Annotated in this window: 29 protein-coding genes; 12 read left to right on the forward strand and 17 right to left on the reverse strand. The window is 40.0% G+C overall.

What is annotated here, in order from left to right; genetic code table 11:
- Nucleotides 1-166: 166 nt before the first annotated feature.
- The 6 genes from EQO05_RS04640 to EQO05_RS04665 form a co-directional block, all read right to left on the reverse strand.
- On the reverse strand, nucleotides 167-454 hold the full coding sequence (locus tag EQO05_RS04640; protein WP_128504252.1) for a hypothetical protein: 288 nt from the start codon (nucleotides 452-454) through the stop codon (nucleotides 167-169).
- A gap of 122 nt (nucleotides 455-576) precedes the next feature.
- Nucleotides 577-885 carry a sulfurtransferase complex subunit TusB gene (tusB, locus tag EQO05_RS04645; RefSeq protein ID WP_128504254.1) on the reverse strand — a complete coding sequence of 103 codons (309 nt, stop codon included), beginning with the start codon at nucleotides 883-885 and terminating at the stop codon, nucleotides 577-579.
- 71 nt (nucleotides 886-956) lie between these two features.
- Nucleotides 957-1,301 carry a DsrE family protein gene (locus tag EQO05_RS04650; protein ID WP_128504256.1) on the reverse strand — a complete coding sequence of 115 codons (345 nt, stop codon included), beginning with the start codon at nucleotides 1,299-1,301 and terminating at the stop codon, nucleotides 957-959.
- A gap of 40 nt (nucleotides 1,302-1,341) precedes the next feature.
- Nucleotides 1,342-1,722: a DsrE/DsrF/TusD sulfur relay family protein gene (locus EQO05_RS04655; protein WP_205793694.1), complete on the reverse strand. Its 381-nt coding sequence runs from the start codon at nucleotides 1,720-1,722 to the stop codon at nucleotides 1,342-1,344.
- A gap of 39 nt (nucleotides 1,723-1,761) precedes the next feature.
- Nucleotides 1,762-2,547: a (Fe-S)-binding protein gene (locus EQO05_RS04660; RefSeq protein WP_240664328.1), complete on the reverse strand. Its 786-nt coding sequence runs from the start codon at nucleotides 2,545-2,547 to the stop codon at nucleotides 1,762-1,764.
- Nucleotides 2,548-2,646: 99 nt separating this feature from the next.
- On the reverse strand, nucleotides 2,647-3,444 hold the full coding sequence (locus EQO05_RS04665) for a (Fe-S)-binding protein (protein WP_128504260.1): 798 nt from the start codon (nucleotides 3,442-3,444) through the stop codon (nucleotides 2,647-2,649).
- A gap of 365 nt (nucleotides 3,445-3,809) precedes the next feature.
- On the opposite strand from EQO05_RS04665, the gene EQO05_RS15430 reads away from it, so the two are divergent.
- Together EQO05_RS15430 and EQO05_RS04670 are read left to right on the forward strand one after the other, a co-directional pair.
- On the forward strand, nucleotides 3,810-3,959 hold the full coding sequence (locus EQO05_RS15430) for a hypothetical protein (RefSeq protein ID WP_164888466.1): 150 nt from the start codon (nucleotides 3,810-3,812) through the stop codon (nucleotides 3,957-3,959).
- 171 nt (nucleotides 3,960-4,130) lie between these two features.
- On the forward strand, nucleotides 4,131-4,472 hold the full coding sequence (locus tag EQO05_RS04670) for a carboxymuconolactone decarboxylase family protein (RefSeq protein WP_128504262.1): 342 nt from the start codon (nucleotides 4,131-4,133) through the stop codon (nucleotides 4,470-4,472).
- Between the two features lie 36 nt (nucleotides 4,473-4,508).
- Here the strand turns inward: EQO05_RS04670 and EQO05_RS04675 are convergent, their stop codons facing one another.
- Nucleotides 4,509-4,883, reverse strand: a complete 375-nt coding sequence (locus EQO05_RS04675; protein ID WP_128504264.1) for a helix-turn-helix transcriptional regulator — start codon at nucleotides 4,881-4,883, stop codon at nucleotides 4,509-4,511.
- A 333-nt stretch (nucleotides 4,884-5,216) separates the two neighbouring features.
- Between EQO05_RS04675 and EQO05_RS04680 the strand changes: the two genes are divergently transcribed.
- From EQO05_RS04680 to EQO05_RS04690, 3 genes are all read left to right on the forward strand, one after another.
- Complete coding sequence (locus tag EQO05_RS04680) at nucleotides 5,217-5,795, forward strand: co-chaperone YbbN (RefSeq protein WP_128504266.1); 579 nt, start codon at nucleotides 5,217-5,219, stop codon at nucleotides 5,793-5,795.
- Nucleotides 5,796-5,798: 3 nt separating this feature from the next.
- Nucleotides 5,799-6,443, forward strand: a complete 645-nt coding sequence (locus tag EQO05_RS04685) for a cytochrome c biogenesis CcdA family protein (RefSeq protein ID WP_128504268.1) — start codon at nucleotides 5,799-5,801, stop codon at nucleotides 6,441-6,443.
- Between the two features lie 346 nt (nucleotides 6,444-6,789).
- Complete coding sequence (locus EQO05_RS04690; protein WP_128504270.1) at nucleotides 6,790-7,338, forward strand: hypothetical protein; 549 nt, start codon at nucleotides 6,790-6,792, stop codon at nucleotides 7,336-7,338.
- Nucleotides 7,339-7,429: 91 nt separating this feature from the next.
- Here the strand turns inward: EQO05_RS04690 and EQO05_RS04695 are convergent, their stop codons facing one another.
- The 6 genes from EQO05_RS04695 to EQO05_RS04720 all read right to left on the reverse strand — a co-directional run bounded on the left by EQO05_RS04695 (nucleotide 7,430) and on the right by EQO05_RS04720 (nucleotide 10,925).
- A complete protein-coding gene (locus tag EQO05_RS04695) occupies nucleotides 7,430-7,897 on the reverse strand; it encodes a universal stress protein (protein WP_128504272.1) in 468 nt (155 codons plus the stop codon).
- 223 nt (nucleotides 7,898-8,120) lie between these two features.
- Complete coding sequence (locus EQO05_RS04700; RefSeq protein WP_128504568.1) at nucleotides 8,121-8,441, reverse strand: DUF6951 family protein; 321 nt, start codon at nucleotides 8,439-8,441, stop codon at nucleotides 8,121-8,123.
- A gap of 90 nt (nucleotides 8,442-8,531) precedes the next feature.
- The gene (locus EQO05_RS04705; protein ID WP_128504274.1) at nucleotides 8,532-8,915 is read right to left on the reverse strand and encodes a putative zinc-binding protein; all 384 of its coding nucleotides are present in this window, start codon (nucleotides 8,913-8,915) and stop codon (nucleotides 8,532-8,534) included.
- A gap of 67 nt (nucleotides 8,916-8,982) precedes the next feature.
- Nucleotides 8,983-9,216 (reverse strand): thioredoxin family protein, encoded by a 234-nt coding sequence (locus EQO05_RS04710; RefSeq protein ID WP_128504276.1) that lies wholly within the window; start codon nucleotides 9,214-9,216, stop codon nucleotides 8,983-8,985.
- Between the two features lie 92 nt (nucleotides 9,217-9,308).
- The gene (locus EQO05_RS04715) at nucleotides 9,309-10,280 is read right to left on the reverse strand and encodes a permease (protein ID WP_128504277.1); all 972 of its coding nucleotides are present in this window, start codon (nucleotides 10,278-10,280) and stop codon (nucleotides 9,309-9,311) included.
- Nucleotides 10,281-10,613: 333 nt separating this feature from the next.
- Nucleotides 10,614-10,925, reverse strand: a complete 312-nt coding sequence (locus EQO05_RS04720) for a helix-turn-helix transcriptional regulator (RefSeq protein ID WP_128504279.1) — start codon at nucleotides 10,923-10,925, stop codon at nucleotides 10,614-10,616.
- A 388-nt stretch (nucleotides 10,926-11,313) separates the two neighbouring features.
- Between EQO05_RS04720 and EQO05_RS04725 the strand changes: the two genes are divergently transcribed.
- The 4 genes from EQO05_RS04725 (at nucleotide 11,314) to EQO05_RS04740 (ending at nucleotide 15,206) form a co-directional block, all read left to right on the forward strand.
- Nucleotides 11,314-12,018 carry a class I SAM-dependent methyltransferase gene (locus EQO05_RS04725; RefSeq protein WP_128504281.1) on the forward strand — a complete coding sequence of 235 codons (705 nt, stop codon included), beginning with the start codon at nucleotides 11,314-11,316 and terminating at the stop codon, nucleotides 12,016-12,018.
- A gap of 72 nt (nucleotides 12,019-12,090) precedes the next feature.
- Nucleotides 12,091-13,881, forward strand: coding sequence for a hypothetical protein (locus tag EQO05_RS04730; protein ID WP_240664329.1), 1,791 nt, complete (start codon nucleotides 12,091-12,093; stop codon nucleotides 13,879-13,881).
- A 320-nt stretch (nucleotides 13,882-14,201) separates the two neighbouring features.
- On the forward strand, nucleotides 14,202-14,648 hold the full coding sequence (locus tag EQO05_RS04735; RefSeq protein ID WP_240664330.1) for a GNAT family N-acetyltransferase: 447 nt from the start codon (nucleotides 14,202-14,204) through the stop codon (nucleotides 14,646-14,648).
- A gap of 225 nt (nucleotides 14,649-14,873) precedes the next feature.
- Nucleotides 14,874-15,206: a carboxymuconolactone decarboxylase family protein gene (locus tag EQO05_RS04740; protein ID WP_128504283.1), complete on the forward strand. Its 333-nt coding sequence runs from the start codon at nucleotides 14,874-14,876 to the stop codon at nucleotides 15,204-15,206.
- Nucleotides 15,207-15,397: 191 nt separating this feature from the next.
- On the opposite strand, the gene EQO05_RS04745 is transcribed toward EQO05_RS04740, so the two are convergent.
- Both EQO05_RS04745 and EQO05_RS04750 read right to left on the reverse strand, forming a co-directional pair.
- A complete protein-coding gene (locus EQO05_RS04745) occupies nucleotides 15,398-16,369 on the reverse strand; it encodes a radical SAM protein (RefSeq protein WP_240664331.1) in 972 nt (323 codons plus the stop codon).
- An 81-nt stretch (nucleotides 16,370-16,450) separates the two neighbouring features.
- Nucleotides 16,451-17,281, reverse strand: a complete 831-nt coding sequence (locus EQO05_RS04750) for a hypothetical protein (RefSeq protein ID WP_128504287.1) — start codon at nucleotides 17,279-17,281, stop codon at nucleotides 16,451-16,453.
- Nucleotides 17,282-17,528: 247 nt separating this feature from the next.
- On the opposite strand from EQO05_RS04750, the gene EQO05_RS04755 reads away from it, so the two are divergent.
- The 3 genes from EQO05_RS04755 (at nucleotide 17,529) to EQO05_RS04765 (ending at nucleotide 20,791) form a co-directional block, all read left to right on the forward strand.
- Entirely contained in the window at nucleotides 17,529-18,671 is a 1,143-nt protein-coding gene (locus EQO05_RS04755) for a radical SAM protein (RefSeq protein ID WP_240664332.1), read from the forward strand.
- Nucleotides 18,672-18,762: 91 nt separating this feature from the next.
- Nucleotides 18,763-19,788: an L-histidine N(alpha)-methyltransferase gene (locus EQO05_RS04760; protein ID WP_128504289.1), complete on the forward strand. Its 1,026-nt coding sequence runs from the start codon at nucleotides 18,763-18,765 to the stop codon at nucleotides 19,786-19,788.
- 31 nt (nucleotides 19,789-19,819) lie between these two features.
- The gene (locus tag EQO05_RS04765) at nucleotides 19,820-20,791 is read left to right on the forward strand and encodes a dimethylarginine dimethylaminohydrolase family protein (RefSeq protein WP_128504290.1); all 972 of its coding nucleotides are present in this window, start codon (nucleotides 19,820-19,822) and stop codon (nucleotides 20,789-20,791) included.
- Nucleotides 20,792-20,874: 83 nt separating this feature from the next.
- Here the strand turns inward: EQO05_RS04765 and EQO05_RS04770 are convergent, their stop codons facing one another.
- Nucleotides 20,875-21,747, reverse strand: a complete 873-nt coding sequence (locus tag EQO05_RS04770) for a UbiA family prenyltransferase (protein WP_240664333.1) — start codon at nucleotides 21,745-21,747, stop codon at nucleotides 20,875-20,877.
- Between the two features lie 238 nt (nucleotides 21,748-21,985).
- Nucleotides 21,986-22,879, reverse strand: a complete 894-nt coding sequence (locus tag EQO05_RS04775; RefSeq protein ID WP_128504294.1) for a prenyltransferase — start codon at nucleotides 22,877-22,879, stop codon at nucleotides 21,986-21,988.
- Nucleotides 22,880-23,117 lie beyond the last annotated feature (238 nt).

A 23,117-nucleotide genomic window follows, 5' to 3' on the forward strand; every position in this document is an offset into this window, starting at 1 on the left:
GGCTTACAACTGCAATAAGTATGCAAGGATTGCTAAGTTTTTTTGATTCCTTCAAAAGGTAGAGGTTATTCTTCAAGAACTTCCATGATATTCTGATTTTGTCGTTTTCTAGGAATAACTTTCGGGCAACGTCCAGGCACCTGCACAAATAAAGAAGCTTGACTTCTCATTTTTCTACTGCTTTCTTTGCCTCTTTCGTAATCTCTTTCATCATCTCCCCTACGAGGTTCGCCTTCTCACAATGAGAAGCCTCCTTCGGCTTGCAGTTCAGGAGGATACTCATCAGTCTGTCAGCCATCCGGTAAAGTTTGATATCCTCAAGCCTGACCAGAAGCGTGGACAGGCTCTCACTAAACTCCCTGCATTTATCGTGATTACAGACTGCCTCCTCATGCAGCCGGCAGACCGATTGCAGGTCTTTTATAATCTCTTCCGGAATATTTGTCTCAACCATAGGGATTATCCGATTCAGCACTTCTCTCTAAGGGTATTAAATACGGTTAAAGTATGAAAATAGAACTGGCATTTCTAATTACAAATAGAAAAGTAATATCTTAAACTTTAGGGTCAGATATTTTAAAATGTATATGCATGCCTGCAGTGTTCCATCGCATCCTCAACAAAAGCGGTGTAAAAATCATCCGGAACTATAACTCTTTCCCCGACTCTTATCGCTCTGAGTTCAAGATCCTGCTGACAGGCGTAAATCTTGAATCCCGGCAATTCCTCGATTCCGGTGAGCAGATGATAGACTCCGTCTCCTGCCAGATAAATCCTTGCGTTCCCGGAACGGGCAGCCAGTTTTAAGCACAATTCGGACCTGTCGTTGTGGGGAGGCTTTGTAAGCAGGAAAACATCGTATTGCTCTTTTTTTACATTATCCACACTATTACCTGTTCCACATTATTATCTGTTCATTGTTATTCTTGAGATCACTTACTCAATAATAAGCCGCTTTAAAGCAGGATAACACACTCTGAACTTTCCAGAGCTTCAAGAAAGTTCTCCTCATCCGCCAGTTCCAGGGTTTCTATCAGGGTTTCCCCAAAAAGGTCTCTTTCCAGCAGCGAAGGTTCGTGAACAAGCACTTTCAGTTCTCCATATGCGTAAAGAATATCGGCGAGGTTTGGCATTCCGGAACTTTTGCTGTCCTGACCGGCAAGAGCCAGATAAACTCCATCTCCATAAAGGCCAAGCACTGCACTTATCCTGTTAAAACTTACTGCAGCCGCATTCAACGCTCCAAAGGCTTTTTCGCTGCCGTAGGGGGCGGTATCTAATAGATAAAAAACAGATCTCATTGAATCTGGACCTCGCAAAAATCGGGCATAATGTTAGACCTTATCTTGAGAGTGAAATTACCCTATCGCTCTTACATATCATTTCTGAGAGTTCATAGAGACTGGAAATCTCTATTCCAGGAAAATAATCCCTGCAATTGGTCCCGTTCGAGATCTCCTCTTCTGCAATATAACCTCTTGCAGCAGCGCATCGTGCGCATGCCCTGATTACAGCCCCTTTCTTCGCAAGCCCGGAAAAAAGTGCACCGACATTGGTGAAAAAGGAGGGGGTCTGACCTTTTTTGGGGATATGCACCGCATCCAGGTACAGGAATATGTTTACCCGGTATCGTTTAAGTGCAACCCCGGCAAGCAGGCATGCAATTTCGGCATACTCGGAAATATAAGGACCATCCGTAAGTAGTATTGTTAAGGTTTTCAAAGCCTCCTCCGACAAAATGATAATATTCAATAACGGTGCTCAAATGTGCTCACTCAGAAACTGCAAACGCTCTTGACTGGCTGCATACTCCGGCTCTTTAAGCAGTGTACACCTATCGAGACTGACCTGTCCTGCCATTAGCCTTATGGCAAAGCTGTAGCATCCCTGCTCGCCGCACTGACGACAGTTGATTCGGGGCAGGTGTTTGTATATATCCATGAATTCGACCCTGATTTTTTCTCTGGGAGCTGGAACCACTCCTTTTCTAATAGCTTCATTAATAGTTTCTTTCAGGATTTCAAGCTCTTTTTTAGCTTCTGCCTCACTTCCAACCATTCTCATGACAACTTTTCCACTACCATAAATCGTTGTAATTATCTCTCCTTTTTGAATTATCAGACTACTTTTTATATCCGAATAATTCCCCCGGGGAAAGATAGGCTTAAGGATTTTCAAGACTCTGCCCAATGGAGGGGAAATGTTTGCAACGATTCTGAATTTCGTGGAATCTGCTATACAGGGTAAAAGCTGTCTAACCTCGGCAATCTCTACAGGCTTTGCCTGAGAAAGATCTTTAGTTTCTTCAGTTCCTTTTTCTTTTCCACCTTTCAAGAAGTTCTTTCCGTGTTCACTTATTTTGACAATCTTATCTTCTAGCTCAATCAGACCTGCCTCGTGCAAAATCTTTAGATGGAAATCAACAGTTTTTTCCCCGACTATCCCTTCGATTTCCTCAATATCCCTATCACTGTCTGCAAGGCAGTTAATTATTTTCCTTCTGGCCTTATTTGCCATAGCAAAATTTACCAGCTTTGTTTCACTCATACCTCCTGACATCTTTTATACCTTCCAGCGCTGTTGAAGTCAAACTCTGTCTGTCTCTAAAAAATATACAGGCGCAGGTTATGTTTTAGAGTAACCTGCTCAAATGTATGCACTCAGAACCTGCAGATGTTCCTGGTTTGTTGCATATTTTGGCTCATTAAGAGGCGTGCACTTATCAAGGGAAGTTTCGCCACTCATGAGCTTTATAGCAAAAGTATAGCAGCTCTGCTCGCCGCATTTGCCGCAGTTGGTTTGGGGCAAGTATTTATAAAGCTCCATGGGTTCGACTCTGACCTTTTCCCTGGGAGCCGGAGCGACGCCTTTTGCAATAGCCTCGTTGATAGTACTTCTGAGATTACCAAGCGCTTCTCTAGCTTCGCCCTCGTTTTTAATCATCGTCATGGTAACCTTTCCGGTACCGTAGATCGTTGTAATAATTTCTCCTTTTTGCATTATCAGGGCGTTTATCCTGTCAGAATATCTGCCTCTGGGGAAAAGGGGCTCAAGAACTTTGAGAGTTCCGCCAAGCGGGGGAGCCAGATTTGCTATCACCCTGAACTTAGAGGAGTCTGCTATACAGGGCAAAAGCTGTCGAACTTCTACAATATCCACGGGTTTTGCCTGAGAGAGATCTGCGCTTTTACCTGAATCTTTCTCTTCCTTATCCTTCAGGAAATTTCTGCCGTATTCACTTAATCTGACAGTTCCTTCTCCTAGCTCGATCAGGCTTGCCTGTTGCAGAAGCTTTAGATGGAAATCGAGCATGGACTTCCCTACAGAATCTCCAATTTCCTCAGTACTTCTATCGCCATCTGTTAGGAAGTTCATAATCTTCCGTCGGGTGGCATTGGACATAGCGTTGTTTACCAGCTTTATCTCATTCGGATTTCCGGGCATATTCCCACCTACTGTATTATCTGAACATAATCATTAAATGTAACCTGACATCGTTTCTGAGAAGTTATCACTATAAAGCAGCGTTTTCCCTGGAAATTAAATCCATTATTCTAAATTAATATGGAATTCACTTCATAAGAACCTGAAAGCCGGATATCAAAAAAGATTGATACGAGATTCGAAATCTGATGTAGTCATTTACAGTTATTCCTTATCAGTATGTATTAAATTACCAGATATATCGGATACGCAAAACTGGCATATATCAATAATTCTTGATACTCGTCAAGCAGGTTTTTAAAATTTGAGTCTGCAATATTGACTACACTATTTTTGAAATTCCAATGAATTAAGGAGGCTGGAAAATGGAAAAAGAAAAAGATGCATTACCGGAGGAAAAGAATGCAAAGAATCAGGAAGATGATGAAGAAGATTTACTGTATACCCATAAGCCGGAAAATCGGGGCAGCAGTATGCAATGGAATTCTGCTTTTTGCAGAAAACCTGGTCAATGAGATCGATGTGGGAAGTATCAGTAACTATGGTTTAACTTTAAAGATAAATTGCCTGTAAATTCGACCGCCTGCAACTTTAAATTCGAAGTAATATATCAGGATTCTACCATAAGTTAAAATTTTAAATTATATTATTTTGTATATTTACTTTTTAAAGAGGAGGATGTTTAAATGTCATTTTTGAATGAAATCTTACCTGAAACCGCGGAAGCTTTCGGACAGATGAGAAATTCTATTTTCAAAGATGGTTTTCTGGATCTTAAAACCAAAGAGCTTATAGCTGTTGCTTCTTCGGTCCTTATGCGCTGCCAGTTCTGCGTTGACGCTCATTCGCAAAGAGCGATTACTGCAGGAGCCACAAAGGAGGAGATCGCAGAGGCAATTTCAGTTGCAATGTTTGTTGCTGCTGGTTCGCAGATTGGATGGACGAACATATACGGGGAAAATATATACGATAAAATCTTTGAACAGGATAAGGAAGAAGATAACTGCTGCTGTTGCTGCAAGGATTAAAAATCCTGGTTATCTTTGATTTAAACATTTTTCTATTTAACTTAATTCAGCATATTCGGACTTTTTGTTCTGTACCTGCGATATAGTGTTCAGGATATTTCCAAATTCGGGGTTTAACCTGTAGAAATGCCATTTTGAACTGCTGTAAGCTTCAACGATCCCGCAGTTTTTCAAGACTGTCAAATGGTGGGAAACAAGGTTCTGCTTCTCATTTAGTTTAAATATTAGTTCACATACGCAGTGGTCTCGCTGGGATAAAAAATAAGCAATTTTGAGTCTTATAGGATGCCCGAGTGCGCTAAATATCTCACTGGCTTTTTTAATGTCATTGTCCAGAAAATCGATTTCCTGGAGCATTTTCTCTTCCCATTCCTTCTTCTTCTCAGGGTCGGCAGGACAGCAATAACTCATGAATAAAATAAGTCAAGCTTTCTAATTAAGATTTTTCATATCAATTTTGTTTGATATTTAACATGCAATTATTTATACTCAATCACTTTCTGGATTTTGAAACCTTAAATTACAATATATTCTCAGTTGACGGATCAATTAAAGGAAGATTTACTCTCATCAATAGGGCTCATTACTGCAAGTAATTTCCTATATTTTTTGCGAACCACCGATAATTAAAGCAAAAAACTTATAAGATTTGTTATACTTTAGTATATCAACATATCTTGATATCCTACAATCTTTTCCTGTTTCTTAGCTGGAAAACGAAAAGAAGATTTTTGGAGGATTATAATGAAGCGATTGCATAGAATACAAGATAAAGAACGAACTCCTTTTTCACCATTTCCTTTGATAAAATTACTCTCGATTTCAGCGATTTTTTGCTTCCTGATATTCAGCTCCGGTTGCACAGATGCGGAAACCTCCGATAATGAAGCAGGCCTTGATGGAGTTGAGAACGTTAATAATTCAGGCAGCGGAATGGAATTAGTTGAAGTTACCAACCTTAGCCAGATTAATGAATCTCTCAAAAAGGGTCCTGTTGTACTTAAACTTGGTTCAAAGGGCTGTATTCCCTGTGCAGAGCAGGAAGAAGTCTTCTTAGAACTACTCCCACTTTATCAGGATTCTGCTTCATTCATGCTTATTGATATCAAACAGTACCCGGAGTTCGCTGAAGAGTTTGGAGTAAGGGTCATTCCGGATACCTGTATTATTACAGACATCGAAAACGAAAAATACATGTATATGCGACCGGATGGCAGCAAAAACCAGGAAAGAGAAGCCGCAAGATTCCTGGGTGTTACCGACAAAGAAACTCTTTCAGAGACTCTTGAGAAAGCTATCGAATCCAGGAAAATTGAGGGTTAAATAATGCTTTTTGATTTTCTTCCAGTTGCAGCTTTTTTCGCAGGGGTTGTCAGTGTACTCTCCCCATGTATTCTGCCTGTAATTCCTGTAGTTTTTGCCTACTCTACTGGAAGAGGGAAGTTCAGACCACTTGCTATCGTATCAGGTTTGTCACTTTCCTTCACCTGCATGGGAATCATTACTTCAATTTTTGGAGCAACACTTACAGCCTATCTCGGTTATCTTAATATTTTTGCAGAATTTGTCCTGATCGCGATGGGCATTTCGTTACTCTTTGACTTAAACACTTTCAGCATCTTTGGAAACTTTTCATCTCTTGTAAACTCCAGGCGGGAGGGTCTTTTTGGAGGGTTTTTACTCGGGCTTTCTCTAGGGATTGTCTGGCTTCCATGTGTCGGCCCGGTGCTGGGTTCCATCCTAACAATGGTTGCTGTTTCAGGAGAGATTGTTTATGGAGCACTGATGCTTTTTATTTATTCTCTGGGATTTTCCGTTCCAATGCTTCTTGTTGCTTATTCTGCAAGCTTTTCTTCCATAAGGCTTCAGAAGGTCTCAAAATATGGTTTCCCGTTAAAAAAAGTTGCAGGCTTTGTAATCCTAGGAATTGGCCTTTACATGGTTTATCAGAACCATTTCAGCGGTTTCTGAAATTAAAATCTATTTAGTTAACCCCTAGGAAACTGGTCAGGCATCTGAAAAAAAACTCTGGCAATGCCTGAGGAAATTAAATCCAGAGGCGAAATCATAAGGTAATCTTAAATAAATAGAATTTACCGCAGGTGAACTGAGAAAACAATCACATTCAACCTCCGATATAAAACACTAAACCGTTCTAAACAACTGATTTTTGTACCTCACATTCTTGAGTTCAGTGTTCATATATATTTGAGAGCTTACATATATAAATATTTAAATATATAAATGAATTTTTGAGTAAGATTATGAAAAGAATGATTTAAACTTACATTAAACAGATAAGCCAATAGTGATATACATGAACTATAGTAAAATGACAAAGGACGATTTTGACAGAATTCTTTACATATGTCTTAAAGAGGAAACTCTTCAATCAATAGTTAAAATTCCAGGCGTCTCTGAAATAGTATCCAAACATTTCAATAATGATACATTTCTTAAAGAGGAAATTCCTCAATCAATAGTTAAGATTCCAGGAATCTATGAAATAGTATCCGAACATTTCAATAATGATATACTTGAAAAGTGGGAGTATGAGCAATATATAAAGGTTAAAGAGATTGTAGAAAGAATTAGCTTGTGGAATCCAGAGTTCCAGCGAACCCTGGTGCTACTAAAATTAATAAACGAATTAACTGAAGTTCTTTGCGGTACTCTGGATCTAAAATTGGACCAATATATTAACCTTCGTGCACTTCCAGTTAGAGAGTTTTTTAGAGAGGTAGTGGATAAATATTCAGCTTACCCTATCTGGACATGTGATTTTGAGGGATCCTGTCTCGTTGGTGCGGAGAAGCTTGAAATAGAGCCTATTGATTCAATTCTCCACCGCTTTGGAGATGAGTAAACAATTTGAGAAAAACTTTGGTAGTTACCAGAACTATATAAATGCTATGCAGTGTATCTATATAAATAGTGGGCTGCATATATACTTAATTCTACTTTTCCTGCTTAACAACAAGAACAGAGACCTTTGAGTGCCTTACTACCTTATCTGTCACACTTCCGAGTAAAAATCTTTCCAATCCTCCTTTACCGAGAGTTCCCATTACTATAATATCTACTTTATTCTGCTCCGCAAACTCCAGGATCTCATTAGCAGGATCACCTTCTACAACTGCACCTTCATAATCTACCTGCTTATCCTCTGCAACCTTTTTCGCGTACTGGATGGCATCATTTCCTTCCTGACGCAGCGTTGCCTCCGTAATGTTCCAGTCAGAACCCAGAGGAACCGGAGTTTCCAGCACAGGCGGTGCATATTCATCTTTATTAAACACGTAAAGAGCATAGACCTTTGCACCCATAAGTTTTGCAAGTTCCATTCCATGCAGTACGGCATTTTGACTATATTTAGATCCATCTGTTGCAATCAGGATTTTTTGGAAAACATTCTTAAGAGTTATTTACTTCCCCCCAGTTACATAGCAGTATTGAATCGTGTTGATGTCTAAGTTAAATGTAAACAAAAAGTATTACAGAATTATTTAAGATAAAAGCAAATAAAGATTATGTGTACTATTCGCACTGGAAATTTTTTATGAATTTAAGAAGCATCCACTATTATAACAGAACACAGTAGATCAAATCTGCTACCTGCGAAATATCTCTAAAGCAGTAAAGATAGTTTCAAACATCCCTGAATTCGATACTGATGCTGCCTGCCTTTTTTACTAGAGATTTTGCCAGGAAACCGCTCTCCATTCTGCAGAGGTTCAGTACTGCACAGGGAACAAGGCAATTTGAAGAGCAATTTGCTTCCTGTGCCCTGTCAATGACGTAGTTATTTTTAATATCCAGAATTTCCATCATGGGAACTTCCATATGAGAGAATTTCTTTATCTTTTCACACGGAGTTTCGATGTCAATAATAATTTTATTTCCCTTTTTGCTTCCATGGATTGTATGAACAAACCCACAGATAGTGGAATTTACGATAACCTCGGTCAATATGCCACCTTTGATTTTGGTCATTTAAGTTTTTTGATTCTTTAGAAAAATAGCTGTAAATGACGATATAGAAGTTAATCGAGTCCGGGATCACTCGGACTGCAGTGTCTCAAGGGTTTTTTCTAGAGCTTCTGAGATTTCATTGTCCTTGAGATCTTTATCTTTATTCTTTTTGATACCCAATTCAGAAATTATAATGTGCCGATATACTTTGAAACCTGCAAGCTCGAGAGTTTTGCTGGCACAGTTAACAGGGCAACCGTCAACCGCAATTATTCTGTCTGAAGCCTCGGCAGATTTCATGAGTCCGGGGGCTCTAGCTCCGATTCCTACAGTGCACATCAAGTTTCCAACGTTTCGTTTTTCGAGTTCAATTGCGATTTTATTTGAGATCTGACCCACATTTGAAGCCCCAGCACATGGAAAAATTGCCACATTTGCGGAACCACATGCACATTTTGTCTCTTCTGCCATTGTTTATCCTCCCTTCTGAATTATCATCTGGTTTTTAATCTTTTTTACTATAGGCACATGTCTTCTTTCATTGGGCAATCCACTTTCGAACGTCCTTTTCATCCGGAACTTTGCCTGCAAGTTTTATGTCTCCATCAATAACAACTGCAGGGGTAACCATAACGCTGTAGCTCATAATTTTTTCAATATCCTCAACTTTAATTACTTCAGCTTCAACGCCAGTTTGCTTCAGTAATTTTTCAATTTTTTCTTTTGTTTTCTTACACTTGGAGCATCCTGTTCCGAGAATTTCTATTTTCATATATTTTCCTTCTTTTTCATTAGTTGATTCTTTTCCGACTTTGCCTTTATTTACAGCTTTATATTGTTAAATTTTAAAATACAGTAGGAGACTTACAACAACATATTGAATAGATATCCTGTAAAAATGATAGATAATGTTATAATTGAGACGAAAATTGCTACTAATTCTTTTTTAAGTACCTTTCTAAGGATAATCATCTCAGGCAGAGATACGGCTGTGACAGACATGAGGAAAGCCAGGGCAGTTCCTACTGGAAGCCCTTTTCCAATCAGGCTTTCTACAATAGGAATCATTGCCATAACGTTCGAGTAAAGGGGTACTCCAATAAGGACAGCAATTGGCACTGCAAGCAGATTATCCTCACCAGCGTATTTTTCGAGTATGCCTTCAGGAGCGTATCCATGGAAAATGCCTCCTATAGCAACTCCTATTATTACATAGAGCCATACCCTGCCCACAATATCTTTTACACTTTCAAAAGCGTATTCTGCTCTTTCCCTCATTGTTAGCTTTTGGTCTTCACTGCTTTGTTTTCCCACTTTCATCTTATATACAAAGTCTTCTACATACTTTTCAAGTTTCAGGACGCCGATCATATAGCCCCCTACGACTCCCAGTAAAACTCCTGATACTACGTAAATTACTGTTGCCTGGAGTCCGAGAGTTGCCCATAGAGCAGCAACTGCGGCTTCGTTTACAAGAGGAGAAGTGATCAGAAAGGCGAAAGTGACTCCCAGGGGCACTCCGGCTTCAACAAACCCTATAAAGATCGGAACAGACGAACACGAACAGAATGGAGTTATCGTTCCTATGAGAGATGCAAGAAAATAATATCTGAGTCCTTTCTTGCTTCCGAGAACCTGTCTTGTTCTCTCGGGAGTGATATATGTCCTCAGGTAGGAAACAACAAAGATCATTACAGCTAGAAGGACGAAAATTTTCATTACATCGTAAATGACAAAATTAACACTTGCTGCAAGGCGTGTATCAGGTGCAATCCCGAGCAACTCATATGTCAGTTTATCAGCAATCCATTGAAGGGGATAGAAAATATCAACCATTTTGGATCCTTCTTTTACCTAGTTGTGATTTCTATTGAAACAGTTCAAGTTTCTAATATATCAATATACATTGATATTCACCCGGGTATATAAACATTCCCCTCAATATAAAATAATTTATTCATCTAAATACAAGACAGTAGAAGTTCCATCTTTAAACAATAACTGACAAACTGAAAATTAAAATCGTGTTAACTCTGAAAAAAGGGAGGAGCAGGAAAAGTTATTAAATCAAATAAAGGTAAGGGCGCTGCACGGCATTCCTGAAAAAAAATTACATTTATTTTTATCAGGTAATATATTTCTTGAATTTCACCTGCAATGGTATTGGTTTTATTCTTCAAGGATTTCCAGAATCTTCCTGATTTTCTCATTTTGTATAGAATACAGCCTCATTTTTCCTTCTTTTTTTACTTTAATTATCCCCCAGTCCTGCAATTTTGCAAGGTGCATCGAGGTATTGGATTGCGTCCTCCCAATTATTTCCGGGATTTCACAGGCACATAACTCTCCTTTGCTACCGTATTTATTTTCTCTGCACTTATTCTCAGATTCGATTAAAGCCTTAATAATTCTATACCTGGTGTCTTCACTCAGGGCTTTGAAAAGCTGTAGATTTGCTTCATTAATCATATCAATAATCATTGAACCTGTAAAACTATATATATTTTTCGAAATTGGAAATCAGGCTTATTGCCTGCAAATAAGGAAGGTTATTTTCCTTTGCTTTTCCCGAACCTGTCAGCTTTTCTTGTAAATCTGTGCTTAACTACTTAATTATATACACGTTTTATTTTAGATATATTTAAAATAAAAGTAGAAGTCACCAATTTAAGAATGAATCGAGTCTGTTAGAATTTATGAAAAAATAATGCCCAGCTATCATAGATAATATGTAGTGTTATTAATTGCATAACTCGAGTTAGAAACTTATAAATATTTATGCGCATATGTGTGAAATCAGAAATTTTTATCACTTTTGTAGTTATGAGCAAGCTCAATTAGAAACTTAAAACTTGGGAGTCCGAAAAACATGTCTGAACAAAAGAATGTCTGGGAAGATTTTTTTAAGGATAAGAAGCATGGAGGGCACAGATATTCATCGGAAGAGTTTCTTGCCATGGAAGCCAGGGAAAAATTATTCCACCTTGACGGAGGCAGGACACTTCTCGACTTCGGGTGCGGCTCTGCTGAACTTCTGACTTATTATGCTGCTGAGTATGAACAGCTTGTAGGAGCGGACTTTTCCCCATCCATGCTTGAAGAAGCAAGTAAAAGAATCAGGGAAAAAAAACGCAATAATATCGACCTGGTCCTTGCCAATCATGAAACCCTCTGGGATAAGCTGCGCACCACCTTTGACAGGATAACTGCAGCCGGAGTAATTCAGTACCTGACATATCAAGAGGTTGATAAATTTATTTTTGATGCGTCAAAGTATCTGAATAAGGGGGGAAAAATAGTATTTTTTGATTTACTGGATTCCCGACTGTATCCGCTATGGAAAATAGGACTATTCTCAGAAAATGCAAATGGGCTCAAAATTTTACGCAAAGCTGGTTTCGAATTTCGGAACATTATGCTGGCAAGTATGGAAAATCATCCAAAAGATATTCTCGGGTTTGCCCACAATCCCAATAGAATTAAAGAAATTGCGATTAAGCATGGTTTTAGAATGATTTGTATACGTTCGATGTACTACGAGTACAAGTACCATGTAATAATTTTCCGGGATTAAGAGGCCATTCATTTGTGTTGAATTGAGTAAATCGAGTCGGATCTGGATAAAGATATTTTGTGTGGTGGTCCAGTGAATAGTCTTCGTCGCCCAAAAACATTCCTTTCCATGCTATCTATGTCAAGTAGTTTATGTATCGGAGATAGCAAAGCTTTCCCGGACAAAGATGCTTTAAATGCCCATGAACGTGCTGGTCAGGGTATCCTCCCCCTTTTTTCGCAAAGTTACTCCAGAGCTAACGGTGTTCCGAATAATATTTTTATTGCAAAACTTCAGGGTAATAAGATTTATGACAGACTGTATTCAGCAATTTACGGGACTTTGAAGTCAGAAATTACCTTCGATACATCAACAGTCCTGAAGTATAAAGTCGCAAGAGATTCCCGTCTATTTCCTTACAGCTTATTTCCCATTGCAGACACTATTTTAGAATCCGGAGTAAATGGATACACGGTAGATTTAATGAGATCTTCAGAGACTCACAGTTTCTGTGAAGCCGCTTCCATACCACTGATTCATTACAGAGCACAGCCAAGACAAAGCGGCTCACTTTATATTTGCGGGCTTGTACCAATGGTTAAATGCACCTATCAAATTTCAATGGATACAAAGATGGACGACCCTCAAAGCTTTGTCGAGCTTAACAGCCCGGGTTCAAAATTAATTATTCAAAAAATAGGTAATGATATTATATTAAAAAGCTATTTTAGAGTTTCTTCTGAAGATATTAGATCTGAAAACATATGCATCCGGAGCGCAGCAGAGAAATTCGATTTTAAAATTAAATTTGACGGGCACAATAAAACGAACACTATTTACACAAAAGACGGTAACTCTATAGTGACCCCGTTTTATAATCCCGACAGGCAGAGATTACCATATATTGATTTTTCAAACGGGTATATTAAACTCACTTCTTTTATAACGGGAAGAGGAACGCATCTGGATGTTGAGATATACCGTATAAATCAGACAGCAGACAGGAAGCTCATAACCGCCATTGGGTGTAGCAGGATGCTGCCTTTCGGACTTGATGGTCCTCATATCAGAAAGACAACGGAGCAGGGCATAAGCTACCTCAACAGTAAAAACAATAGAGGAACAATATGGTTTGACATAGAACTCCTTGAGCAGTGCAATGAAACCGATCTCGAATACCTGCGCAGTCTGGTCATCAATAATTCATGGGATGTGGGAATACATTACTCAAAGGAATTGAATAGCCTTCCACTCGAACAGGCGTATGAAGTAATTGATGAAGGGTATTTATACGTTTATAATAAAATCGGTCGAAAACCGACAAGCTGGTGCTCAATGAGAAATAAGGATACTGTTACACACGCTATTTACGCATATGAAAACCTGGAAATGTTCTGGAGAAACGGAGACTCGGGAATTCATGCGGAAAAAGATATCGGGAATCTGGACGATGCTACCTGGGAATGGTGGGAAACTGCATCCAGGGCAGGCATGATACATCCTGTCTTTACCCACGAACTTGACCAGGACCCAGCTATAAAATATTCAATTAGCCGCTCAAAATTTCAAAACTGGGTAGAGAATTACGATTCAAATAACATATCCATAGTGTCTTTTTATGAGTATGGTCAGGTAAGTCGAAACACATATGACGCCTATTTTGAGAACCTTATATATACTGAACATTCTGTCACTTTTGATGCATACACAAACGGAGCCGCTGCCCTTATAAATATAGATGTAGCCGCTGGAAGAAATACAAAGGTTTACGACAATAAATTAAAAAAATATATTAGCTATAATATAGAACAGGACAATTCGATTACTTTCTGGGTTGAGAATAAACATACTTATAATATATACCTGAATGAAATTGAACAATAAGATAACGTTTGTGGAAAATTGCTTTTTAATCTAAAACTTGCTTGCCCGGTTATAATGCTCATATTACTTGTCTATGAAACCCCGTTAGTAACAGGAGTATAATAAAGAAAGAAGGTGAATTCCTCTTAATAGTCAGAAACAATTAGCGCTATCTTTGACGATTTCACCGATAGTTTTACTTTCTTAAAAGTGATGTTATGAGCCACTCAAAGATCTACATAAAATCTATTGTATTTCTAACGAGTTTTAAGAGACTGATACGCGATAGCATTGGGGCTCTTCTTTTAAAGAACTGGAAACAGTCGGAAAAGAAAAACGTTATGTCTTTAGAGGTGGCTATGCTGCCTGACGTCCTTAGAATACAGGAAGAAGGCTTTGAAACCCGAAACCAGGGCAAGCTTATAAAGTATTCGAGAAGGCTCAGGAAAATTTTTTATGTTATAAAGAATCAGAATCAGGTTATAGGTTACTCTATATACTATATACTACTGACACCTTCGTTCAGGGGTTTCAAGAAAAAATCAGTAATTTGCTCAATTGCAATTGATAGAAACTTCAGAGGAAGGGGTTTTGGTGAGATTTTATTAAAAGAGAGTATTCAGGAAATGAGGCAAAATAAAATAACTTCTGTCCTGCTGTATGTAAATATAAAAAATATTTCTGCTATAAAATTATATGAAAAACTGGATTTTCGGATAATCGGAGAAAAGAAAGATATTTGTGGCGAAGATGAAAAATGTTATGAGATGGAGTTGAATTTGATTTAACTGCTCTCTGGCTCAGGCATAATCTATTTTTGTCGACTTTTATTTGAATCTCCCGGGCTTCTATCAGGGAATTTTTAAATTAAAAAACACTTAAAAGTTGTACCCAGGCAGTCAGAGTGATTTCAAATTATTTTGAACTAACACTTAAATAATAAAATTATCATAGTATATAGATTGCTTTAATAGCATGAGCCTGAAAGCACATAGACAAAAGGAGCCACAGAGATGAGAATGCTGGAAGAATTTTTCCCGGAATTCACCCAAAAGCTGGACGAAATCGATCAACTTTATGCCGAAAAAAGGATGATTGACGAAAAGACCTATCAGTTCATTTGTTTTGCTCTTTCCATCAAAGCCAGATCAAAACCCTGCGTACTTAAGCATTTTAAAGGTGCTCTCGAAGCCGGGGCTACAGTTAAGGAACTTTCATATATTTTTGCCCTCGTTATGCGAGAAGCTGCAGGTGCCGATGATTGCTGGACCCATGATGTAATTGGGGACTGGAAAGAAATCCTGAAAGGAAATATTTCCTGCAGTTGTGCAGGAGATGAGGAATAATCCCATTTCCATCAAAAATTCTCAAATCTAATTAAAATTAAACCAATGAACCGGAATCGGAGTTTTGAGCATTTATGCTCTGTTTCCTTTCTGAACCTGTTCGGAATCGAAAATCTGGAGTTTGAAAAACTCAATTTTTAGTTTTTTCCTCTTCTCGCCTCTTACCCCATTTTCTGGACAAACCCCAGAAATCACTTTTTTGAAAAATCAGTGAGTTTAAGCTGCTTCGGATAGGAAAGTTTTGCTTGCATGGGTTTCATGCAGTCTCCGGACAGATGGTATTTTTCCATAAGAGAGTTCAGTATTCCGTAGAGTTCAGCTTTATAGGTTCTGTCAGCTCCTCTTTTTGCATACAGTTTCCTGTATGGGTCTACACGTTCGGGAAAGTTAAGTTCAAGAAAATCGAGAAAATGTTTTCTGGTATCGCCCCTGAGATAAAGAACGCCAGATAGGGCATAGTCCACTTCACATTTAGCTGCAAGAGAAAGAATTTGCTCCAGGTTCTGAGGGCTATCGGTAAGAAAAGGAAGAATCGGCATCATATGAAGTCCGGTAACAGTAGCGGTGCCTTTAAACGCTCTCAGGATCGAAAACCTATTTTCGGGAGGAGAAGCAAGGGGTTCAAGCAGAGTGCTTAATTTCTTATCCATCGTTGTAACCGTAACCGCGACATTTACATATGTAAGTTCAGCAAGCTCTTTAAGAAGATCGAGATCCCTGAGGATAAGATCGGATTTCGTAGAGATGATAACAGGATTTCGGTATTTTATCATCAATGGCAAAACCTGGCGCATCAATCCGTACTCTGCTTCTGCAGGCTGGTAGCTATCACATATCCCGCCTATATTGATTACTTCTTTTTTCCAGTTTTTGGCTCCAAGCTGCTTTTCAAGAGCTTCTGCGATATTCGTTTTCACGCAGATTTTCTGAAAGAAAGCACATTTCTCTATTCCCGGAGGGTCTGTAGCCAGGAAAGAGTCTTTTTCTACTTTTTCCAGATAGCGGTGAGAATACATTGCGTAACAGTAGTTGCAACCGTGTTCACATCCCCTGTAGATATTGAGATCCCAATGGAATGGTAGCGTGATCCTGCTAGACTCTTTTATCCGGTTCAGAGCCGTTTTAACCTTGATTTCCTCAAACATCCCATAATAAGAAGGCATAAAACCTATAAAAACTTAAGAGAGCAGAACCCGAGATACGAAAAATGAAATTAGCTTCCTGGAAAAAGAAAAAGAAGCGAATTATTCTCTGTAGACTCCATCTCCTGTGATAAGTTTTCCTTCTGCCTGGACCCAACCTCCCTGCGGACCTGAAAGCTGGACAGAAATTCTATCACTGTAGTCATTATATTGCCAGCCGTAAATCCACCACTCATTTCGGCCGTCCATCTGGACAAAAATCTGAACCTCGGCATCAGGAGATGTTTCATAATGTGCATATACCAGGCTTTCGTAATCAAAATATTCGGGATTGATATGCTCAGGTAGAGAAATTACCGGATATTCTTTGGATTCTCGAAGATTATGTTTAGGCAGGAGCACGGACTCATTGCCAATAGGAAATCTGGTATTAATCAGATGGTCAGCCTTTACAGAGATTCCGAAATCAATTGGTGTCAGAACCGGGGTCTCTTCCGAATATTCACCGGACTCAATTAACCGCTCTTCTTCCGGAACTTCATCTTCAATATTCTCGGATCCGGGTTCAGGCTCGGGAACAGCTACAGGAAGAGAATGATAAACCGGTTGAATTTCGGCAGTTTCTATTTTGAACATTAACCCGTACTCGGTATCTTCAAGGTTGAGATTCCATTTAGAAGGTTTATTGTAATAATCTCCGTTTATCATTTCCAGTCCGACCTCGGATTCGTTTTCAAAAACCGAAGCCGGCAAATACAAGGTTACATTTTGCAAGGTGCTGTTGCTCTCTATGGATATGTCGTACTCATAATTGCTCATAAGACTGTCATTGTACATTTCCTCGTTTCGATTTTCCAGATATATTGAACCCAGTAAAAGCAAAAAGAGAATAAATAATACAAATCCTCCAAAAATGGTTATCTTTCTGTTCATTACAAGTCACTCTTTCAAAAAGATTGAAAACGTCTATGTGAGGAATATAATTAAGCTTTACTTAATTTAAACAGAAAGAATAACTCCGAATTTGTTGATAGCATTAAGTGTGCCGCAAAAAGAAACCTAAGTAACCGGGATACGTTTTTTACTGGCAATACATTACTCTTTTATCAGTAGAAGATTAGAGTCAAAAAACACTTAGTTTCTTGTAACTTGATAAGGAGCACCAAATATACATTTTTATATGTGGGAGGAAGAACCGAAGAATCTGGGAACATTAAATCTGTTTTCGCCACCTCCGATGTTGAAAGGCTATATGTATGGAGCGCAGGAAGCGCGTAAAGCTCGGAACTCAAACAGGCTTTTAGCCATACGCCTTGAAACGAATAAATCATGCAATCTCCGTTGTCGATACTGCTATGCACAGAGCGGAGATGATTCGGCAAAAATAGCCGATATCAATTCTCTCAAACGCATAGTTTCGGAAGCAAGAGAACTGGGAATCGGGTCTGTGGTCGTAATTGGGGGAGGAGAGCCGACCCTGTACCCGAAGTTCAGGGATTTAATAGTTTATATCGATTCCCTGGGAATAATCCCTGTAGTGTTTTCTAATACGGTTTTAATGACAGAGGAGCTTGCAGGATTCCTGTACGAACACAACGCCTCAGTAATGGGAAAGCTGGATTCCCTTAAGCCTGAAGTCCAGGATTACCTGGCAGGAAGGGAAGGGTCCTCCGAAGAGATCAGAAGAGGGCTTGAAAACCTTCTTAAAGCAGGCTTCTCAAAACCGGCAGGACCTGGAGAACTCCGCCTGGGAGTTTCGTTCGTAAGTAACAAAATGAACCTGGGAGAAATTGAGGAAATCTGGCACTTCTGCAGGCAAAATAATATCTTTCCCAATATGGAAATTTTAACGCCTACCGGCAGGGCAAACGATGAGCTTGGGGATAAGCTTCTGACGGCTGACGAGATAAAGGAATACAAATTAAAACTCCTGGAAATCGACCGGAAATGTTACGGGTACAACTGGCTGCCCTACACCCCGATTACCGCCAGTGGCTGCCTTCAGCACCTTTACAGCCTGTATATCAACATAGAGGGAAATGTCCGGCCCTGTGCGCCTACGAAACTGGACGAACATCCTGCGCTCAAAGTTGGCGGGGAATATCCCTATAACATAAATAAAATGAGCCTTCGGGAGATTTATAAATCCGATCTCTTCACATATGTCCGAAACATCGATAAAGTGCTTGAGGGAAGATGCAAAAATTGCGAACATATTGAAGAGTGCATAGGCTGCCGGGGATACGCCTATAGCGTGGGAGTAAACAATGGTGTTGATCCTCTCAAAGCCCTGAGGATGGAGTGCCAGCAATGTTTCAAATAAACGGCAGGAGGGAAAAACCGAACCCAGGCAGTAAGTCGAAAAAATGATTTAAGGCATAAGCTGTTGAATAGTTCGGGGAGAAGGTGAGGGATTGAACATTACGGGAAAAGTGGAGTCCAGGCAGGTTTCGGAAAATAGTGAAATTATTGTAGTTACCAGCAAAAAGGATATTGAAGAGAAATTCCGTCAATGCCTGAAGAATCATGAACTGCCTGATTATCTTCTGTATACAGGCGCCAGAGGGACAAAAAACTGGATGGAGCTTGACAGAGCTGAAACATTTCCTGTAGCCAGGCAGCTTAAAACCCTTCTGGAGAGAAATCTTGAATCAATAATGAGATTCATTCCGACAGGTATGAGCTTCGTGAGCGTTGGAGTAGGGGATGGGGAAAAGGAGAAAATTGTTCTCGAGGCACTTGTAAGGAAGAATCTGGCTGAAAATCCGACCTCAGGAAAAGTATCGATAAGCTATTACCCTATAGATATAAATGGCGAATTTGTGGATCTTGCCCTTGAGAAGGTTGAGAACCTGCCTGTAGGAAAGAAAGGAATAGTTGGTTTCATCGAGGACATGGCAACTCTAAAAAAGAACTGGCGCCTCCCGGTTCTCTTTTGCATTCTGGGAAATACTTTTTGCAACTACGAGCCAGAATTCATTCTTCAGCTTGTCCGTGAAAACCTTGAGCAGGAAGATCTATTTTTCTTCGATGCCAATCTGCTCCCGACTGAAGATCAGGAGGTACGAGCTGCAAGAAAATCAATACTAGGGGCATACTCGTCAAGAGAGAACGCCCTCTTCAATATGTACCCCCTGCTTCAGTACGGCATGGTTCCTGAAGATTTCGATTTTGAGCTTTCGCTTGCAAATGTGAAATCAAGGATAGGGGGAGTATACAGGACCAGGAAGAACCTGTATATCCTGAAAGATACCGAGCTTGCAATCGGGGCAGAGACCATAAGCTTCAGGAAAGGAGATGTCATCCGCATGGGTTTCACTTATAAGTACACCTATGATCAGATTACAGCTTTTCTGGATATCTGCGGATTTGATATCCTCAAGGCTTTCCTGAGTGAAGACCGGACAAATGCTATAATCCTCGCAAAAAAACGCATGTGAGAATGATACTGATCAATATGGAGGTTCAGGTATGGGTTGTGAGATTGGGGATCTGGACAGGGCTGAAAAGGCAGGGGCCGGTATCGATTATGGATGCGATGAACTTACCAGGCTGAAAAGCGTACTTATTCATACGCCTGGAGAAGAACTGTCCCTGGTCAACAAGTCGAATTGTAAATACTGGCTTTATGATAAAGTTCCTGATATTTCTGGATATATCAAAGAACATAGAAGTTATCAGGAGTTACTGGAATCAAACGGTGTCAAGGTTTATGAGCTTGAAGATTATGTGAACGAAGGTATAAATCTGATAAGAAAAATGCCGAATCTGACCTTTCTTCATGATACTGCCGTTATCTCAGGGAAAGGGGCTATTCTCTCGAGAATGCGCCCGCCTGCGCGGGAAAAAGAAGAGGTTGTCGTAAAGGAAGCCCTGAATAACCTGGGAATTCCCATTCTAAGCGAATTCAATGGAGAACAGGGCTTTTTTGAGGGCTGCCTTCTGCTCTCAAAAGATACGGTATTTGTAGCTGATACGGAAAGACACACTTACCCTTTTATCCGTGAATTTGTTTCAAATATTCTAGAAGAGTTTAAGGAGGTTATTTACGTCCGGGTTCCCAAAGCCAGACGATATATGCATCCTGATACTGTTTTCAATCGAATAAGGGAAGACCTTGCTCTTGCTTACCTGCCTGCATTTGAGGAAACCTGCCTGTTTACGAAAGATTCAGGAGAAAAAATCGATTTTAAAGCTTTCATGCGGGAGAAAGAGGTGGAAATCATTCCTGTGTCGGACTCCGAGCAAAGTCGCCTCGCCTGTTCTTTCGTTCCTCTTGAAAGCGGGACTATTTTTCATTACGATACCGCACTTGACCAGAACACTCACAAAACCCTTGGAAATGAAGGTGTTGAAATCATTCCTTTCCACCCGGATGCCCTGCTTGCAGGAGGAGGGAGTTTGCGCTGCCATACCCTGAGGCTCTGCAGAAGGAAAAATTAAGTTTTAGGGGAAGAAACCGTAAGAGAGCCAGATAAAAAGCAGAAAGTGCCAGAATAGAGCAAGGAAGATAGGTTGGTAGAGGGTTAGAAAAGGGAATCAAGAATGATCGAGGCAGAATAGGTCACGAGTGAAACATGATAAAGGAAAAGTACAAACAAGCCAGTCTGCTGATTTCTCACCCTGAAGAGATTATAGTTTGCATATCCGAGCACCAGAAACCCTGAAATGAAACCGTAGAATGCGATATCTCCAAGCTGTTTTAAAAAAAGAAATGCTGTGAAATAATGCACAAGCGTAAAACCCAGGATCCAGAATAAAGTTCCTTCAGTGCCGTAAAGTACCGGAATTGACTTTATTCCTCTGGCCCTGTCGTTCTCAGTATCAATGAAATCGTTGACTGCAAGGTGTGCGAGCGTCCAGGGATAAAAAAAGAGTATATAGAGAAGTACGGTCATATCAGGCTGCCCGTAACAGAGGTATCCTGCTACCGGGAAAAGTGTGAAATCCATCCTGCCTGCAAGCTGGGCGACAGGAAAACTCTGGTTCTTCCTTTTAACCTGATAGAAGTATTCAAGAATACATGACGAGAGCATTGTCCCGAACACATAAAGTGAGTTCGGATAAGGCAAAGTAGACATTACGAGTCCCGTGAGCCCGGAAAGCAGTAAAAAAACTGCCAGGGCAAAGTTAGGGGAGATCCTTCCAGACGGAAGCGGTCGGCTTTTAAAGGGCCTCCAGTAAGCTGTGAGAGAGCTTTCAACGTCAAGCCTGTCCTTTTTCCGGTCGACATAATCATTAAGTACAAGCCCACCTTCAAATCCGAAGAAACCGATCAGGATAGCTTTTAAGGTTACCGGCAGGGAAAAGCTTCCATAGTTATTAAAAGCAAGTGCAAGGCCTGAAGAGAAAAGCAAAATCCAGACAAGGAAGAAGTGAGCTCTTGTCAGATCTACCAAGGCTTTAATGGTTTCTCTCGTACCCTCTCCCCCGCTTAATATAAAAGATTATTATATGCTTATACTTTTTGTAAAGGAATAAAAGCAACAAACCGGGTTCAGAGAAGTAAAGCAGAATAAAAGACTGAGAAAAGCCGAAAAAGAATCGAGGGAAATGAAAGGAGGCTGAAAAAGAGAAGCAAAGAGAAAGAAGAAAACATCAGACATTCTCTCAATTAAATACAGCTATTTTTCCGGTTCAGTATATAAAGTCAAGAATTATCGAAACTGCATAGATAACAAGAGTTCCGTGGAAAAGGGGAAGTACCTTCAAGCCGGCTGCCGGACTTTTTTCTTTCCAGAGATAGAGATTCGATCCTGTAAGAAGTATAAACCCTGCTATAAAACCATAAAGGGCAATATTTCCAAGTTCCTTCACAAAGACAGCTCCTGCAAGGAAATGCAGGACTGTAAAGCCTGTAATCCAGTACATCGTCCCTTTTTCGCCATAGAGTACGGTTATGGATTTCATACCCCTTGCCCGGTCATTTTTCAGGTCTATAAAGTCGTTTAATCCAAGGTGCGCCATTGTCCAGGGATAGAAAAAGACAATATAGAGAAGTACTGTCATGTCAGGCTGCCCATAGCAGAGATAGCCTGCTGCCGGAAAAAGGGTAAAATCCGTCCTGCCCAGAAGCTGTGCGATCGGGTATTTCTGGTCTCTTTTTTTCACCTGATAGAAAGCTTCGATGCCGTACGAGTACAGCATGATTGCGAAAACGTAGAGCGAATTAGGATAGGGGAGCGTGAAGATGAGGACAGAAGCAATCCCGGCAAGCAGGATAAATAGCAGGAAGGCACTTTTTGAAGAGAGCTTTCCTGAAGGAATGGGGCGGCTTTTAAAAGGTCTCCAGTATCGCGTAAGCGTATTCTCGACATCAAGCCTGTCCCTTTTCCGGTCGACATAGTCGTTAAGCACGAAGCCAGCTTCGAAGCCAAAGAGGCCTATCAGGGCAGCTTTAATCGTCAGCGCCCAGGAAAAGCCGCCGTAATTTGCAAAAGCAAGCACCAGCCCCGAGCAGAAGATCAGGGGCCATGCCGGAAGAAAATGCGCACGTATAAGGTCAAAGTAGGCTTTCAGGGTTTCTATCATTTTTTGGCCTCAATAACAATAGCGGTAACTAAGGTAAACTAATACATAAAAATTATGAAAATCGACGAAAGTTGATGTTAAAAAATTACTATTTTTGAAAACATAAAAAAAATTAAATTCATGCCTAACGCGCTTTTATATGCAAAGCTTAAGATAAATTTATCAGTGCTTGATTTAAACCTCGCCTGTGAAGTTCTCCCAGGACTTTCCAGAGCAGGACAGGAGGCAAAAGAGTCCT

It is taken from the genome of Methanosarcina sp. MSH10X1 (genome assembly GCF_004099695.1).
GTDB lineage: Archaea > Halobacteriota > Methanosarcinia > Methanosarcinales > Methanosarcinaceae > Methanosarcina.